Genomic DNA, 14,039 nt, shown 5'->3' with positions numbered 1-14,039 from the left:
GCACCGCGACGCGCCGCCGGGAGACCGAGCGACGGCGCGGGGGCACGAATCCGGGCATGGAAACGGAGCCCGCGGATGTTGCAGGTCCGAGGGGGTGGGCCCATGAGGGAGCCGGACGGACGACGTGCGGGCACGGGCGACGCGTGGGACGGGGCGGACAAGTGGGCCGGCGCGGACACGTGGGACCAGGGGGTCGGGGGTGGCGGCCCGGGACGCGCGGGCGGGCGTGAGCAGGCCGTCTGGACGAGGGCGACCCTCGGCGGCACCGACAGGCCGCTCGACCTGCTGACGGCCAGGTTCGACCGCCACCGGTACGCGCCTCACGCGCACGACGAGTTCACCATCGGCGTCTGCGTCGCCGGCGCGGAGGTCATCGACTACCGCGGCGGCCGGATCCGGCCGGGCCCCGGCTCGATCGTGGTGCTGGGCCCCGGCGAGGCGCACACGGGCGGCCCGGCCGCGACCGACGACGGCTACGCCTACCGCGCCCTGTACGCGGAGGTCCCCCTCCTCACCGAGGGCACCCTGGGCATCCCCGACTTCCGCGAACCGCTCCTCGACGACCCCGAACTGGCCGCGGCCCTGCGCCGTACGCACGCCGAACTCAGCGCGTGCCCGGACGCCCTGGAGACGGAGTCCCGCATACCGTGGCTGCTCACGGCCCTGGCCCGCCGCCATTCCACGGCCCGCCACGTGTGCGACACGATCCCCGGCGCGGGCCACATCGCCGAGGCGGTACGCGACCGCCTGGCCGACGAACTCCTGTCCCCACCCTCCCTCGCGGCCCTCGCCGCGGACCTGGGCCTCTCCCGCTACCAACTCCTGCGAGCCTTCCGTACGAGCATGGGGATGCCGCCGTACGCGTGGCTGGCGCAGTACCGGGTGAACCGCGCCCGGTGCCTGCTGGAGTCGGGCCACCGCCCCGCAGAGACGGCCGCGCTGGTGGGCTTCGCGGACCAGGCGCACCTGACGCGCTGGTTCAGACGGGTGCTGGGGGTGACGCCGGCGGCGTACCGCAACAGCGTCGCGTCGTCCGCGTACCGCAACAGCGTTCAAGACGCCCGCCGCTGACCCGGCCGAGACTGCGCGCATGACTGCACGCGGCTGGTTTCTCTTCTCCCTCATGGGAGTGCTCTGGGGCATCCCCTATCTGATGATCAAAGTGGCGGTGGACGGCGGGTTGTCCGCGTCCATGGTGGTGTTCGCGCGCTGTGCGCTGGGCGCGGCGCTGCTCCTCCCGTTCGCCGTCCGCCAGGGAAACCTGACCCACGTCGTACGAGCACACTGGCGCCCCATGCTGGCCTTCGCGTGCATAGAGATCATCGGCCCCTGGTGGACCCTGACCGACGCGGAACGCCACCTCTCCAGCTCGACGGCGGGCCTGCTGATCGCGGGCGTACCGATAGTCGGCGTCCTCCTGGCCCGGTTCTTCGGCGACACGGAACGCCTCGGCGCCCGCCGCACGGCAGGCCTGGGACTGGGCCTGGCGGGCGTCGCGACCCTCACGATCCCGCACCTGACGGGCGGCGACGCCCGCTCACTCACGGAGATGCTGATCACGGTGGTGGGCTATGCGACGGCCCCCTTGATCATGGCCCGCTACCTCCGCCAGGTCCCGACCCTGCAACTGATAGCCCCCTGCCTGCTCCTGTCAGCCCTGGTGTACGCCCCGGCGGCGGCCCTGCAATGGCCCTCCACCCCGCCCTCCCTCCCGGTCCTGGCCTCCCTCGCGGGCCTGGGCGTGATCTGCACGGCGCTCGCCTTCGTAGCCTTCCTGGAACTGATCAGAGAGGCGGGCCCCACCCGGGCGCTGGTCTTCACCTACGTCAACCCGGCGGTGGCGGTGACGGCGGGCGTCCTGTTCCTGGACGAGAAACTGACGGCGGGCGTGGTGGCGGCCTTCACCCTGATCCTGCTGGGTTCGTTCCTGGCGACGGCCTCGGGACGGCGGCGGGGCGAACGCCCGGTAGCATGGTCGACACGGCAGACGAGCCGGGCGGACGGCCGCGTGGAGTCCCCTTCGGGGGCGCTTCCCGAGGAACGTCCGGGCTCCACAGGGCAGGGTGGTGGCTAACGGCCACCCGGGGTGACCCGCGGGACAGTGCCACAGAAAACAAACCGCCCGGGACCTCGGTCCCGGGTAAGGGTGAAACGGTGGTGTAAGAGACCACCAGCGCCTGAGGTGACTCAGGCGGCTAGGTAAACCCCACCCGGAGCAAGGTCAAAAGGAGCGCTGTAAAAGGCGCTCTGCGCGGACGTCCGAGGGCTGCCCGCCCGAGTCCGCGGGTAGACCGCACGAGGCCGGCGGCAACGCCGGCCCTAGATGGATGGCCGTCTCCCCGGCCGCCGCGAGGCAGCCGGGCGACAGAACCCGGCGTACAGCCCGACTCGTCTGCCGCTCCAAGTGTCCGCAGGTCAGCTGGACGGCTCTGCGGACAGGAGCGGACAGGAGCGGTCGGTCAGCGGGTGGAAGTGGCCCTGTGTTCCTTCAAGGCCGCGCAGTTCGAGCCCGTGATCTGTACGTAGACGTTGTTGATGCTGCCGCCCCAGTCGATGCAGTGGCCCTTGCCGTACACGTATGCCGGGCCCGCGTACGACGTGTACGCGCCGTCGTCGCCGGCGCCTTCCTGGGTTTCCGGGACGTAGACGTACGCGGACATGTTCACCGCGGTGCCCGGGTTGGTGCGGATGGTCGCCACGCAGTTCTGGCCGTTCGAGGCGTTGTACGTCAGGTAGACGGTGCCAAGGGTGCCGACGGCCGCCGAGTTCACGGTCTTGTAGGCGCTTCCGCAGACCTTCTGCGGTGTGGTGTTGGGCGCGGCCGAGGCGGGCGCCGCCAGCGCGGTCGTGGTCCCCACCGCCAGGGCGGCGAACGCGGCAGCGGTCAGGACGGAACGGTTGAATCTCATGTTTCCCCCGTGTGGTCTGAGATCTCTGGTCCGAGATCTGTGCTCTGCGAGCTGAGAACAGTTTCTGTCTCCGGAGAGATGTGCTGCAAAGCTTTCAACGAGGGGCGAATAGTTGCCTGTTGCCGAGGAGAAGTCCTGATGCGCAGCGTGACCTGTTCGATGAACGTCTCGCTCGACGGTTGCATCGTCGGGCCGGACGGCGGTCTCGACTGGCCGGGGCCCGACGAGGAGGTCTTTCGCTCCTGGATCGATGAGATCCGAGAGGTCGACGTCCATCTGCTGGGGCGACGGCTGTACGAGACGATGCAGCACAGGCGACGGCCGACGCTTGGTCGGCCGTCGCCGTGAGCAGGTCCTACAGGTGGTGCACCGCGTCTGGCGGTGTGTCAGGGAGCCACCGCCTGGCCGGTCTGCGGGGAGATCCGGCCCGCGCACAGGCCGCGTGCCGTCAGGCCCTGTGCGATACGCGGGATCGCGGCGAGCGAGTTGGCGGACCAGTCGTGCATGAGGATGACCTGCCCGTTGCCGAGCCGGGCAGCGGCCTGCACGATGGCGTCCGTACTCGCCCCGTTCCAGTCCTGCGAGTCCACGTTCCAGAGGATCTCGGTCAGCCCGTACTTGGCCTCGACCGCCCGGACCGTCGAGTTGGTCTCGCCGTACGGCGGCCGGAACAGTTTCGGCGTACCACCGCCCGCCGCCGCGATCGCCTGCTGGGTCCGCGAGATCTCCGAGTCGATCTGCGACTGGCCGAGCTGGGTCAGATGCGGGTGGGTGTAGCTGTGGTTGCCGACCCACATACCGGCGTTGACCTGGGCCTGTACGCGGGACGGGTTGGCGGCGGCGTACTGGCCCTGGTTGAACATCGTGGCCCGCAGCCCGTTCTGCGTGAGCGCGTTGAGCAGGGCCGGAGTGCTGTTGGACGGGCCGTCGTCGAAGGTCAGCCCGACGTAGCCGTTGCAGGCGGCGGCACCGGCGTCGGCAGCACCGGCGTCGGCCTGCGCCGGGGCCGCGTTGACGGTCAGAGTGCCCGCGGCCGTCAGCGCGACCGCCGTCAGCGTGGTCAGCGCTGTCGTCAGGGGACGCGTCCGGACGCCGGTGCTCACGGCGCCACCGTGATGCTTGAGCTGCCGCTGCTCTGGTAGCCCTCGGTCGCCAGGATCATGTAGTACCTGAAGCTGCCGAGGGGCATCCCGGCTCGCGCCCAGGCGTCGAAGTGGTTGCCGGTGGTGATGCTGCCGCCGGTCCTCTTCGACTGCCGGACGCTCCAGTACTGGTTGAAGGTCTTCGTGCCTTCGACGGACGGGGCGTTGTACCGCGTCGTCTGGTAGATGTCGTACGTGCCGCCGTCGCTGGTGACCGTGCCCTTGTACGTGCCCGTGGGCCGGTACGTGCCCCAGTTGTCGACGATGTAGTACTCGACGAGCGGGTTGGCCGTCCACCCGTAGAGGCACAGGTAGGCGTTGCCGGACGGGTTGAAGGCGCCGGAGTAGGTCACGGTCCTGCGGCTGCCGTTGCTCCAGCCCTTGCCCGCGACGAAGTTGCCGGTGTTCCTCCAGGTGGTGCCGTAACTGCCGCCGGAGCCCAGGTTCATGGAGACCGTGCCCTGCGCATCGGTCCAGAACGAGTAGTAGTAGCCGTTGTTGGTGCCGGTCTGGTTCGTGGTCACGACCGTGTCGGCGTGGGCCGTGCCGGGGAGCGTGAGCGCGGTCGCGGCGCCCAGCAGCAGGGCGCAGGCCTGCCTGCGGCTCGGCTGTGCGGGTGTGAGGTTCATGTGCGGGTTCCCTCCGTCTTCCACGGGGCGGGTTTGGTCGAACAGTGTTGACCTGGACCCGTCAAGCGTCAACAGTTTCGCCCATGATTACGAAACATTCGCGTGACGTGGGGTGTGGTGGGGCGACTTATTGCCTGGTGGAGAGTGCCATGGAGCGGCCTTGCGGCCTCGCTTGCGTGATGTGCGTCCGGAGGAGATCAGATGAGAGAGGTCGGACCTTCGAATGTTTCGAAGCACTTACGGAATGAACGGAATGGAGCCCTTGGCTTTATCCGGCGGACGGAGGCGGCGTCGAGGTCGAGGTCGAGGTTGCGGCCGGAGTCGGGGTTGGGGTCGGGGTCTCTGGCCCTTCCGTTCCCCACCCCGCCGCCCTCGCCGTGCCCGTGAGCAGTGGCCAGAGCGCTGCGGCCATCGTCTCGGGTGTACCGGGGCACCCGCGGCGGAGCCAGTCGATGACCGTGCCGAGCACCGCGCCCGCCACGAACGTGGCAGCCGGGTCGTGCGGGATGTCCGCCGGGTCCCCGCCGGCGGGGACGGGTGAAGACCCGGCGGCGGGCCGTACGAGGGTCTCGGCCACCTCGGTCGCGCCAGTCGCCCCAGCGGTCTCGGTCGCCTCGGTCGGCTCGGTCGCCTCGGTCGCCTCAGCCGTCTCGGCCGGGACGCGGCGCACGTGTGCCGCGATCGCCATGCGGTGCAGCAAGTGGTTGATGACGCGGGCGCTGCCGTCGTCGCCGAGCAGGGCCCGGTAGAGCGGGGCGTGTTCGGCGACGTGCGCGAACAGTTCCGGCAGCAGGTCGACCGTGGGACTGCCCTCGGCGTTGAGCGGCGGAACCGCCGTCGGGCTGGCCGCCACCAGCTCGTCGAAGACCGTCGTGCACGCGGCGGCGGCCAGATCGTGCACGTCGGCGTAGTGCTCGTAGAACGTCGACCGGTTGACGCCCGCGCGCTTGGTGATGTCGGAGACCGAGATCTGGCTGAGGTCGCGCTCGGCGATGAGCTCCCGCAGAGCCGTCTCCAGGGCGGAGCGGGAGCGGCGGGTGCGGGGGTCCATGGAGCGCGCGGGCATGGTCCGAGCCTATCCTTTCCAGCACTTGTCGGATAACCGACATGTGCTGGATAGTGGGCGTGGCCTCGTCTCCGGACCGCACCGAGGACAGCAGGATCAGCCGAGCACGGGCCGACGCCGCGCCCGTGCGGACCTCCAGGGAGGACCAGCGATGAGCTCCACCACAGGACTGTCCGGCAGGTCGGTCGTCGTCACCGGGGCCGGCTCCGGGATCGGCCGCGCCGCCGCTCTGCGTTTCGCGGCGGAGGGCGCCCGCGTCGTCCTCGCCGACATCGACGCCGACGCCACGAAGGCGGTCGCCGAGAAGATCTCCGAGGCCGGGGGCGCCGCCGTCGCCGTGACCGGGGATCTCGGCGACCAGCAGGTCGTCGACCGGGTCGTCGCCACCGCCGTGGACGCCTTCGGAGGCATCGATGTACTGGTCAATAACGCGGGCGTCATGGACAGGATGTCGGCCGCGGCCGACACCGCCGACGAGGAGTGGGAACGCGTCCTGCGGATCAACCTGACCGCGCCGTTCCTGCTCAGCCGGGCCGCGCTGCCCCACCTCCTCGCGAGCGGCAACGCGGCGATCGTGTTCACCGCCTCCGAGGCGTCCCTGCGGGGGAGCGCCGCCGGTACCGCGTACACGGTCTCCAAGCACGGCGTGGCCGGCCTCGCCAAGTCCCTCGCCGTCATGTACCGCGACAAGGGGGTGCGTACGAACGCGATCGCCCCCGGCGGCACGGTGACGGGCATCCGGGTCGACGTGGACGCGGACGCGCACGGGCCGTCCGTGCTGATGGGCTACATGGGCAACATCGGCCGTACGGCGACCGCGGACGAACAGGCCGCCGCCATCGTCTTCCTGGCCTCCGACGCCGCGAGCAACATCAACGGGGTCCTCCTCCCGGTGGACAACGGCTGGTCCGCCGTCTGAGACGCCGGGACCGAGAGCCCCGGGACCGAGAGCCCCGGGACTGCGAGCCCTGGGACTGCGAGCCCCGGGACCTGCGGGCCCCGGGACCGCGAACCCTCGGGCCCCGCGAGCCGCCGTGCCGGGTCAGCCGAGGGGGTTGCCCTTGGTGCGCAGGGTGTCCAGGACGGGCGCGTACATACGGGACTTGATCGTGCCGAGGGTCGGTCCGGCCTTGCCCGTCTGCGCCCCGGCGAGTTCCACGGCCTTCGCGCGTACGGAGTCCTCGGCCACCGCGTGGTCGACGAGCCCGGCGTCGAGGGCGTCGCCGCCTCCGTAGCGGCGGGCGGTGAGCATGGCCTCGTGGGCGGTACGCGGGTGCAGCCGGGCCTGGATCAGCGCGGACATGCCCGGGGTGAAGGGGATGTTGATCTCGGCCTCGGGCAGACACCAGTAACCACGGTCGGCCCGCATCACGCGGAAGTCGTGGGCCAGGGAGAGCATCGCGCCGGCCGCGAAGGTGTGCCCCTGCAGTGCGGCCACGGTGATCACGGGCAGGGACAGCGTCCGCGCGAGCAGTTCCTGGACACCGGAGACGTAGTCCTCCTGCTGGTCGGCGTGGGCGAACAGCCAGTCCAGGTCGAGGCCGTTGGAGTAGAACTTGCCGGTGGCGGCGGTCACCAGGGCGCGCGGCCCCTCCGCCTTCTCGACCTCGTCCAGCGCGGCGTTGACGGAGGCGAGCCAGTCGGGATGGAAACGGTTCTCGCCGTCTCCGAGGTCGAGAACGAAAACGTCGTCCTGGCGGTCGAGCGTCGGCATGGTGACTCCTCACCGGTAGCTACTTGCGAGTAACTTAATCCGTGACGTGTGGGTCGTGCAATGGATACGGCCGATCGTCCATCGCCGATCGTCCCGTCGAAATCATTCGTCCCCAGTGGCCGGTTTCGGTCTCCACCCCGCCCCTGTGGGAGCGCTTCCATGGCAGGGCGACGACAGCGCAGTCATGCGCATGCCATGCGGCTGGCCCCGTCTCCTGGTGTCGCTCCATTGCTCCATCGCGCCACCGCTTCATCGCTCCGTCGCGCCATCCCTGCATGCCCCCATGCCCGCATGCCCCGCAATCCTCACAGTCGTGCTCCGGAAGGGACGGACATGTCCGCCACTGGACGCAACACCGCACACAGCCGCACCACGCGCAGCCGTCCCGCACACAGTCGCACCGCGCGCAGCCGCACCGTACGCACTCACAGGTGTACTGCCGGCCATCACGCCGTGCCCGGCAACACCGCGCGCAGACGCCCGCGTTCACGGCTCGCGCTGCTCCTCGCCGCGCTGGTCTCCCTGCTCGCGACGACGCTTCTGAGCGCACCCGGGGCCGTCGCCCGCGAGCCGGTCGAGCAGGGGACCGTCGCGAAGGGCGCCGCCGCGCCCACCGCGGCCCTCACCGAGGTCACCGGCTTCGGCAGCAACCCCAGCAACCTCCAGATGTACCTCTACGTGCCGGACAGCGTCACCGCGAACCCCGCCGTGGTGGTGGCCGTCCACTACTGCACGGGTTCAGGCCCGGCGATGTACTCCGGCACCGAATACGCCTCCCTCGCCGACCAGTACGGGTTCATCGTCGTGTACCCGTCGGTCACCCGCGCCAGCAAGTGCTTCGACGTCTCCTCGCCGCAGGCGCTGACGCGCGGCGGGGGCAGTGACCCGGTCGGCATCAAGTCGATGGTCGACTGGGTGACGCGCACCTACTCCGCCGACACCGACCGCATCTTCGCCACCGGTATCTCCTCCGGCGCGATGATGACGAACGTCCTGCTCGGCGACTACCCGGACGTGTTCGCGGCGGGCGCCGCGTTCGCGGGCGTACCGTTCGGCTGCTTCGCCACCACCGACGGCTCCGAGTGGAACAGCGCCTGCTCCGGCGGCACCGTGATCCGCACTCCGCAGGAGTGGGGCAACCAGGTCCGCAACGCCTACCCCGGCTACACCGGCCCGCGGCCGCGTATGCAGGTGTGGCACGGCACCGAGGACGACGTGCTGCGCTACCCCAACTTCGGGGAGGAGATCAAGCAGTGGACGAACGTCCTGGGCGTCAGCCAGACCCCGGCCGCCACCGACTCGCCGCAGTCCGGCTGGACCCGTACCCGCTACGGCGCCACCGGTGACCAGGCCCCCGTCGAGGCCATCAGCCTCCAGGGAGTGGGCCACAACCTGTACGCCTGGGGCATGGCGGCCCGCGTCCTCACGTTCTTCGGCCTGGACAGCTCGGGACCCGGCCCCCAGCCCCAGCCGGGCGCCTGCGAGGTGACCGCCACGACCAGCGCCTGGAGTACGGGGCTGACCGGCTCCGTGACGATCACCAACACCGGCACCTCCCGTATCGAGGGCTGGCGGCTGGGCTTCACCCTGCCGTCCGGGCAGAGCATCACCAACGGCTGGGGTGCCGCGTACGCCCCGGCGAGCGGCGCGGTGACGGCCACGAACGCCACGTACAACGGCACGCTCGCGCCGAACGCGAGCGTCAGCATCGGCTATCAGGCGAGTCATACGGGGAACAGTTCGGCGCCGGCCGCCTTCACGCTCAACGGGACGGCGTGCGGCTCGTGAAAGCCGTCAGGACGGTCGACGTCGTCGGGGCCTTGAAGGTCGTACGGGCCCTCCTGCTGGGCCTCGCCGTGACCGCGTCCGCCGTGGTGGCCCTGGCCGAGGGGCCCCGGGACGCCGACGGCAGAGAGGCCGCCGCCGCACCCGCCGGGTCCTCCGCCCGGCAGTGGGTCAACACCTGGACCGCGATGCCGCAGCTCACCGAGCCGGGCAACATGCCGCCCCCGCCGTTCACCGAGGAGCGTGCCGTCCTGGTCGACACCACCCTGCGGCAGACCGTACGGGTCTCGACCGGCGGCGAGCGCGTCCGGCTGCGGTTCTCCAACGCGTTCGGCGACACGGCGTTGCCTCTCACCGCCGTGAGCGTGGCGCTTCCGCTCGGTGGACGGGCCGGGGTCAGTGCCGTCCAACCGGGCTCGCAGCGGCGGGTGACCTTCGCCGGACGCGCCTCGGCGACCGTGCCCGTCGGGGCCCAACTGGTCTCCGACCCACTCGACTTCCGGCTGACACCCGGCTCCAACCTGTCCGTGACCGCCTACCTCGCCGAGGGCCAGCCGTCCACCGCGCTCACCTCGCACCCCGGGTCGCGCACCACCTCGTACCTCCAGAAGGCCGATCACACCCTGGACGAGGATCTATCGGAGGCGACCGCCGTCAACCACTGGTATCTGCTCAGTGACGTCGAGGTGCTCTCCGGTCCCGGCGCGGCGGCGGTCGCCGTCGTCGGTGACTCGCTGACCGACGGGCGCGGCTCCACCACCAACGGCAACGACCGCTGGACCGACCGCCTGCTGGAGCGGCTCCGCGCGCACCCCGCGACCGGCGGGGTCGCGGTGCTCAACCAGGCCGCCGGCGGCAACCGCGTCCTCAACGACGGGCTGGGCCCCAACGTCCTCGCCCGCCTGGACCGGGACGTCCTGTCCCGCAGCGGAGTCTCCTGGCTGGTCGTCTTCGAGGGGGTCAACGACCTCGGAACCGCCGCCGCCACACCCGCCGCCCAGCGAGGCGTCACGACCGAACTGCTCGCCGCGTACGAGCAGATCGTCGTCCGGGCGCACGCGCAGGGCATCCGCGTGTACGGGGCCACGCTGACGCCGTTCGGCGGCAACGCGCTGTACGACGACCCCGGCGGGCACCGGGAGGCGGCCAGGCAGGAGGTCAACTCCTGGATCCGTACGAGTGGACGGTTCGACGCGGTCGTCGATTTCGACCGGGCAGTCCGTGACCCGGAGGACCCGCGGCGGCTGCGGTCCGCGCTGCACGACGGGGACTGGCTGCACCTCAACCCGGAGGGGTACCGGACGCTGGCCGCCGCGGTGCCTCTGCGGCTGTTCCGGGTCCGGGTCGGCTGAGCTGCCCGCTGACCGACCTGCCCGCCGACCCGACTGATGACCGGCTGACTCTCCGGCCGGGTCAGGCCGTCTTCTCCGTGGGGTCGGCGGGCAGGGGCAGCAGGTCGTGGAGCTGTGTGTACCGCTGGGCGCAGGCCGTCCGGGCGATGGCCTGCGAGACGGCGTCGGCCAGCGGGCCCGTGGACTCGCTCAGCAGCCGGCGGGCCTTGTCCGTGAGGGCCACCTCGATACCGCGCCGGTCGCCGCACGCGGAGCTCTTGGTGATCAGTCCCGCGTGCTGCAGACAGGCGACCTGGTAGGTCAGCCGGGTCTTCGGGCGGCCCAGCAGCTCCGCGATACGGGTCATCCGCAGGCTGGAGCCCGGCTGGTCGGCCAGCAGGCACAGCACCAGGAACTCGTCGTGCGAGACCCCCATGGCGTCCTTCACGCGCGAACGCAGCTGTTGCTCGATGGCCCCGGCCGCCGCCAGCAGGCGCATCCAGGAACGGAGTTCGGCCGGCAGCAGGCCGTCCGCCGGTATGCCGTCGGCGTCTTCGTCGCCCGGCGGGACGGATGCGGGCTGGTTGGCGGGGGCGGGGGAGTCGGCCATGGTGTCACAGTCTACTGGTTGTCCATTTTTGGATGACCCGCTAGCGTGGAGTCATCCAAATTTGGATAACCGATCACTCAGGAGAAGACCCATGACCGTCGCTGTGGAAACCGGCCTGTGGCAGCTCGACGCCGTTCGCTCCGCCGTCGCCATCAAGCACAAGACGATGTGGGGACTGGTCACCGTGAAGGGCACCTTCGGTGGGGTCGTCGGTGAGGGCGAGGTCCTGCCCGACGGGACCGCGCGCGGCACCGTCACGGTGGACGCGGGGTCGCTCGACACGAAGAACGGCAAGCGGGACGAGCATCTGCGCGGGGCCGACTTCTTCGATGCCGAGCGGCATCCGACGCTCGTCTTCGCCGTCCGGGACGCGGTGGTCCGTGCGGACGACAGCGTCGTGATCGACGGGGAGCTGACCGTGCGTGGGGTCAGCCGGCCGCAGGCCGTGACCGCCACGGTCACCGAGTCGAGTGCCGACGCGGTTACGCTCGCCGCTGAGTTCACGGTGGATCGGGAGCAGTTCAATCTGGGGTGGAACCAGTTGGGCATGATCCGGGGGCTGACGACTGTGACGTCTACGCTCCGGTTCACGCGGAGCGCCTCCGGCGAGGGTGTGTAGTTTCGGCTGCGGGGCGGTGGGGGCTGTTGCGCCGTTCCCCGCGCCCCTTGGGGGCTGAGGGCTGCGGGATTTCGGCTGCGGGTCGGTGGGGGCTGTTGCGCCGTTCCCCGCGCCCCTTGGGGGGTCTGGGGGCTGCGGGGTTTTGGCTGCGGGCCGATAGAGGCGGAGTGCGCAGTTCCCCGCGCCCCTGAGGGGGCTTGGGGGTGGCGGGGTTTTGGCTGCGGGGCGGTGGGGGCTGGGTGCGCAGTTCCCCGCGCCCCTTAGGGGGCTTGGGGGCTGCGGGGTTTCGGTTGCGGGGTTGGTGAGGGCTGGGTGCGCGGGTCCTTGTGTCCCTGGCGGGTGCGGGTTGTTACGTGGGTCAGGTGTGTGGTGAAGACCTCGCGGGCTTCCGGGGTGAGCGTTCGCAGGGCCACCGCGGCGGTGATGATCACGTCGCAGAGTTCCGACCGCACGTCGTCCCAGGTGTGTGACACGCCCTTGCGGGGGTTCTGGCCGGTGGCGCCGATGACCGCCTCGGCGACCTCGCCGACCTCCTCCGAGAGCTTCAGCATCCGCAGGAGCAGGGTCTCCTGGGCAGGACGCTCCGGTTGGGTCCGAGCCAGCCAGTCCTGGAGGTGCTCGACGGACTCCCAGAGATCGTCGTCGGCGCTCGCGTCGCGCTCATCGCTCATGACGCTCAGACTGCCACGCCCTCCTCGTCGAACAACTCGCCCTGCTCGCCCTCCTCCTGGCGCCGCACCCGCGCGTACCGCGCTCCGATCACCGCCAGGGTCGCCGCGGCCGTCCCCGCGAGGGCGACCGGCACCATCCAGTTCCGGTCGGCCGTGTGGCCCATGGCGTGGTCGAGGGAGATCCGGCCGGGGCCGGTGACGGCGAGCCCCGCCGCCGCGAATCCCAGGTACGCCGCGTACTCGTAGCCGCCGCTCTGCGCGAAGAAGCCGTTCGGCGCGTGCACCGCGGAGGCGCCCGCCATCGCCCCGGCCGCGGCCGCTCCAGCCGCCGGGGTGGCGAGGCCCAGCGCGAGCAGCGTGCCGCCGCCCGTCTCCGCCAGGCCCGCCGCGGCGGCGCTCGCCCTGCCGGGCGCGTACCCCACGGACTCCATGAACGCGCCGGTCCCGGAGAGGCCGCCCCCGCCGAACCAGCCGAAGAGCTTCTGCGCCCCGTGCGCCGCCAGCACCCCGCCCGTACCGAGGCGGAGCAGCAGCAGTCCCAGATCGCGTCGGTCGAAACAGGTCACGGTTCCCGTCACTCCTCGTATGTCACGCTCGAACGGTTCTTCTGACGTGCGCGTATGCGGACGCGCACGCCCACCGTCGCACCGAACCGTGGTCCGGCCCCGGTTCGCGCCGCCGTTCGGGTGATCGCCGGACCGACGCGACCGCCGGACCGACGCGACCGCCGGACCGACGCGACCGCCGGACCGACGCGACCGTCGGGGCCGCCGTGACCGTGAGAGGCCGCTCACCGGTGGGTGAGCGGCCTCGACGGCACCGTACGGGTGGACGACCGGTCAGAGCGCGGGCTGTGGCTGCTGCTCGGTCAGGGTGATGAGGCCCTTTCTGATCGTCGCGAGCCGCGGCGCGCGCCGGGCGATCGACGAGTCGTGCGTGACCATGACGAACGTCAGCCCGTGCTCGCGCCACAGCCCCTCCAGCAGGGCCATGATGTCGTCGCGGGTGCCCTCGTCGAGGTTGCCCGTGGGCTCGTCGGCGAGCAACACCTTCGGGTTCTTGACCAGCGCGCGGGCGATCGCGACCCGCTGCTGCTGACCGCCGGACAACTCGCTGGGCGCATGGCTGAGGCGGTCGCCGAGGCCGACCGAGTCCAGCGCCTCGGCGGCCTTCGCGCGCCGCTCGGCCGGCTTGACCCCGAGCGGTACGAGCGCGGTCTCGACGTTCTCCTGCGCGGTGAGCGTGGGGATGAGGTTGAACGACTGGAAGATGATGCCGATCTTTTCGGCGCGCACCCGGGTCAGCCGGGCCTCGCTGATGGACGCGAGGTCCACGCCGTCCAGTTCGACGCTGCCGGCGGACGGGCGGTCCAGGCCGCCGATCATCTGCAGCAGGGTCGACTTGCCGCCGCCGGTGGGGCCCTGGATGACGAGCTGGTCGCCGTCCTCGATGGTGAGGTCGACGCCGCGCAGCGCCTCCACCGTCTCCTTGCCTCTCGTGTAGTTCTTGGTGACGCCGGTGAGCTTGTACATACGTCTTCTCCGTACCGTGCCGTGGTGTGGG

At 71.1% G+C, this 14,039-nt stretch carries 14 protein-coding genes, 1 other RNA gene and 2 pseudogenes; 8 read left to right on the top strand and 9 right to left on the bottom strand.

Annotated elements, in window-relative coordinates:
• Positions 1 to 102: 102 nt before the first annotated feature.
• From IE278_RS34495 to rnpB, 3 genes and pseudogenes are all read left to right on the top strand, one after another.
• Positions 103 to 1,071, top strand: coding sequence for an AraC family transcriptional regulator (locus IE278_RS34495; protein ID WP_189778293.1), 969 nt, complete (start codon positions 103 to 105; stop codon positions 1,069 to 1,071).
• A gap of 19 nt (positions 1,072 to 1,090) precedes the next feature.
• Positions 1,091 to 1,921: pseudogene (locus IE278_RS43300) on the top strand (DMT family transporter); the annotation flags it as partial.
• A gap of 67 nt (positions 1,922 to 1,988) precedes the next feature.
• Positions 1,989 to 2,395: RNase P RNA component class A (gene rnpB / locus IE278_RS34485), an RNA gene on the top strand.
• A 64-nt stretch (positions 2,396 to 2,459) separates the two neighbouring features.
• Here the strand turns inward: rnpB and IE278_RS34480 are convergent.
• Positions 2,460 to 2,909, bottom strand: a complete 450-nt coding sequence (locus IE278_RS34480; RefSeq protein ID WP_189778291.1) for a spore-associated protein — start codon at positions 2,907 to 2,909, stop codon at positions 2,460 to 2,462.
• 138 nt (positions 2,910 to 3,047) lie between these two features.
• Here IE278_RS34480 and IE278_RS34475 point away from each other — a divergent pair.
• A pseudogene (locus IE278_RS34475) lies at positions 3,048 to 3,215 on the top strand (dihydrofolate reductase family protein); the annotation flags it as partial.
• An 80-nt stretch (positions 3,216 to 3,295) separates the two neighbouring features.
• Here the strand turns inward: IE278_RS34475 and IE278_RS34470 are convergent.
• From IE278_RS34470 to IE278_RS42560, 3 genes are all read right to left on the bottom strand, one after another.
• A complete protein-coding gene (locus tag IE278_RS34470; RefSeq protein WP_189778289.1) occupies positions 3,296 to 4,012 on the bottom strand; it encodes a polysaccharide deacetylase family protein in 717 nt (238 codons plus the stop codon).
• Positions 4,009 to 4,680, bottom strand: coding sequence for an endo-1,4-beta-xylanase XynA (gene xynA / locus IE278_RS34465; RefSeq protein ID WP_189778287.1), 672 nt, complete (start codon positions 4,678 to 4,680; stop codon positions 4,009 to 4,011). The genes IE278_RS34470 and xynA overlap by 4 nt, the downstream gene beginning before the upstream one ends.
• 268 nt (positions 4,681 to 4,948) lie before the next feature.
• The gene (locus IE278_RS42560; protein ID WP_189778285.1) at positions 4,949 to 5,746 is read right to left on the bottom strand and encodes a TetR/AcrR family transcriptional regulator; all 798 of its coding nucleotides are present in this window, start codon (positions 5,744 to 5,746) and stop codon (positions 4,949 to 4,951) included.
• Positions 5,747 to 5,897: 151 nt separating this feature from the next.
• Between IE278_RS42560 and IE278_RS34455 the strand changes: the two genes are divergently transcribed.
• A complete protein-coding gene (locus tag IE278_RS34455; protein ID WP_189778283.1) occupies positions 5,898 to 6,665 on the top strand; it encodes an SDR family NAD(P)-dependent oxidoreductase in 768 nt (255 codons plus the stop codon).
• 123 nt (positions 6,666 to 6,788) lie between these two features.
• Here the strand turns inward: IE278_RS34455 and IE278_RS34450 are convergent, their stop codons facing one another.
• Positions 6,789 to 7,460, bottom strand: coding sequence for an enoyl-CoA hydratase-related protein (locus tag IE278_RS34450; RefSeq protein ID WP_189778281.1), 672 nt, complete (start codon positions 7,458 to 7,460; stop codon positions 6,789 to 6,791).
• Between the two features lie 453 nt (positions 7,461 to 7,913).
• Here IE278_RS34450 and IE278_RS34445 point away from each other — a divergent pair, with 453 nt between their 5' ends.
• Together IE278_RS34445 and IE278_RS34440 are read left to right on the top strand one after the other, a co-directional pair.
• On the top strand, positions 7,914 to 9,248 hold the full coding sequence (locus tag IE278_RS34445; protein ID WP_246571089.1) for an extracellular catalytic domain type 1 short-chain-length polyhydroxyalkanoate depolymerase: 1,335 nt from the start codon (positions 7,914 to 7,916) through the stop codon (positions 9,246 to 9,248).
• The gene (locus IE278_RS34440; protein ID WP_246571086.1) at positions 9,245 to 10,597 is read left to right on the top strand and encodes an SGNH/GDSL hydrolase family protein; all 1,353 of its coding nucleotides are present in this window, start codon (positions 9,245 to 9,247) and stop codon (positions 10,595 to 10,597) included. The genes IE278_RS34445 and IE278_RS34440 overlap by 4 nt, the downstream gene beginning before the upstream one ends.
• A 61-nt stretch (positions 10,598 to 10,658) precedes the next feature.
• On the opposite strand, the gene IE278_RS34435 is transcribed toward IE278_RS34440, so the two are convergent.
• Positions 10,659 to 11,186: a MarR family winged helix-turn-helix transcriptional regulator gene (locus IE278_RS34435; RefSeq protein WP_189778277.1), complete on the bottom strand. Its 528-nt coding sequence runs from the start codon at positions 11,184 to 11,186 to the stop codon at positions 10,659 to 10,661.
• A 91-nt stretch (positions 11,187 to 11,277) separates the two neighbouring features.
• Between IE278_RS34435 and IE278_RS34430 the strand changes: the two genes are divergently transcribed.
• Complete coding sequence (locus IE278_RS34430; protein ID WP_189778275.1) at positions 11,278 to 11,805, top strand: YceI family protein; 528 nt, start codon at positions 11,278 to 11,280, stop codon at positions 11,803 to 11,805.
• A 260-nt stretch (positions 11,806 to 12,065) separates the two neighbouring features.
• On the opposite strand, the gene IE278_RS34425 is transcribed toward IE278_RS34430, so the two are convergent.
• The 3 genes from IE278_RS34425 to IE278_RS34415 form a co-directional block, all read right to left on the bottom strand.
• Entirely contained in the window at positions 12,066 to 12,476 is a 411-nt protein-coding gene (locus IE278_RS34425) for a MazG-like family protein (protein ID WP_246571083.1), read from the bottom strand.
• A gap of 5 nt (positions 12,477 to 12,481) precedes the next feature.
• Positions 12,482 to 13,042: a DoxX family protein gene (locus tag IE278_RS34420; RefSeq protein ID WP_189778272.1), complete on the bottom strand. Its 561-nt coding sequence runs from the start codon at positions 13,040 to 13,042 to the stop codon at positions 12,482 to 12,484.
• Positions 13,043 to 13,315: 273 nt separating this feature from the next.
• A complete protein-coding gene (locus IE278_RS34415; RefSeq protein ID WP_189778270.1) occupies positions 13,316 to 14,008 on the bottom strand; it encodes an ABC transporter ATP-binding protein in 693 nt (230 codons plus the stop codon).
• Positions 14,009 to 14,039: the final 31 nt, after the last annotated feature.

Origin of the sequence: Streptomyces tauricus, assembly GCF_014650955.1 — a bacterium.
Classification (GTDB): domain Bacteria; phylum Actinomycetota; class Actinomycetes; order Streptomycetales; family Streptomycetaceae; genus Streptomyces; species Streptomyces tauricus.
Note: the sequence above shows the minus strand (reverse complement) of the source record. Positions and strands in the feature narration are given on the sequence as shown.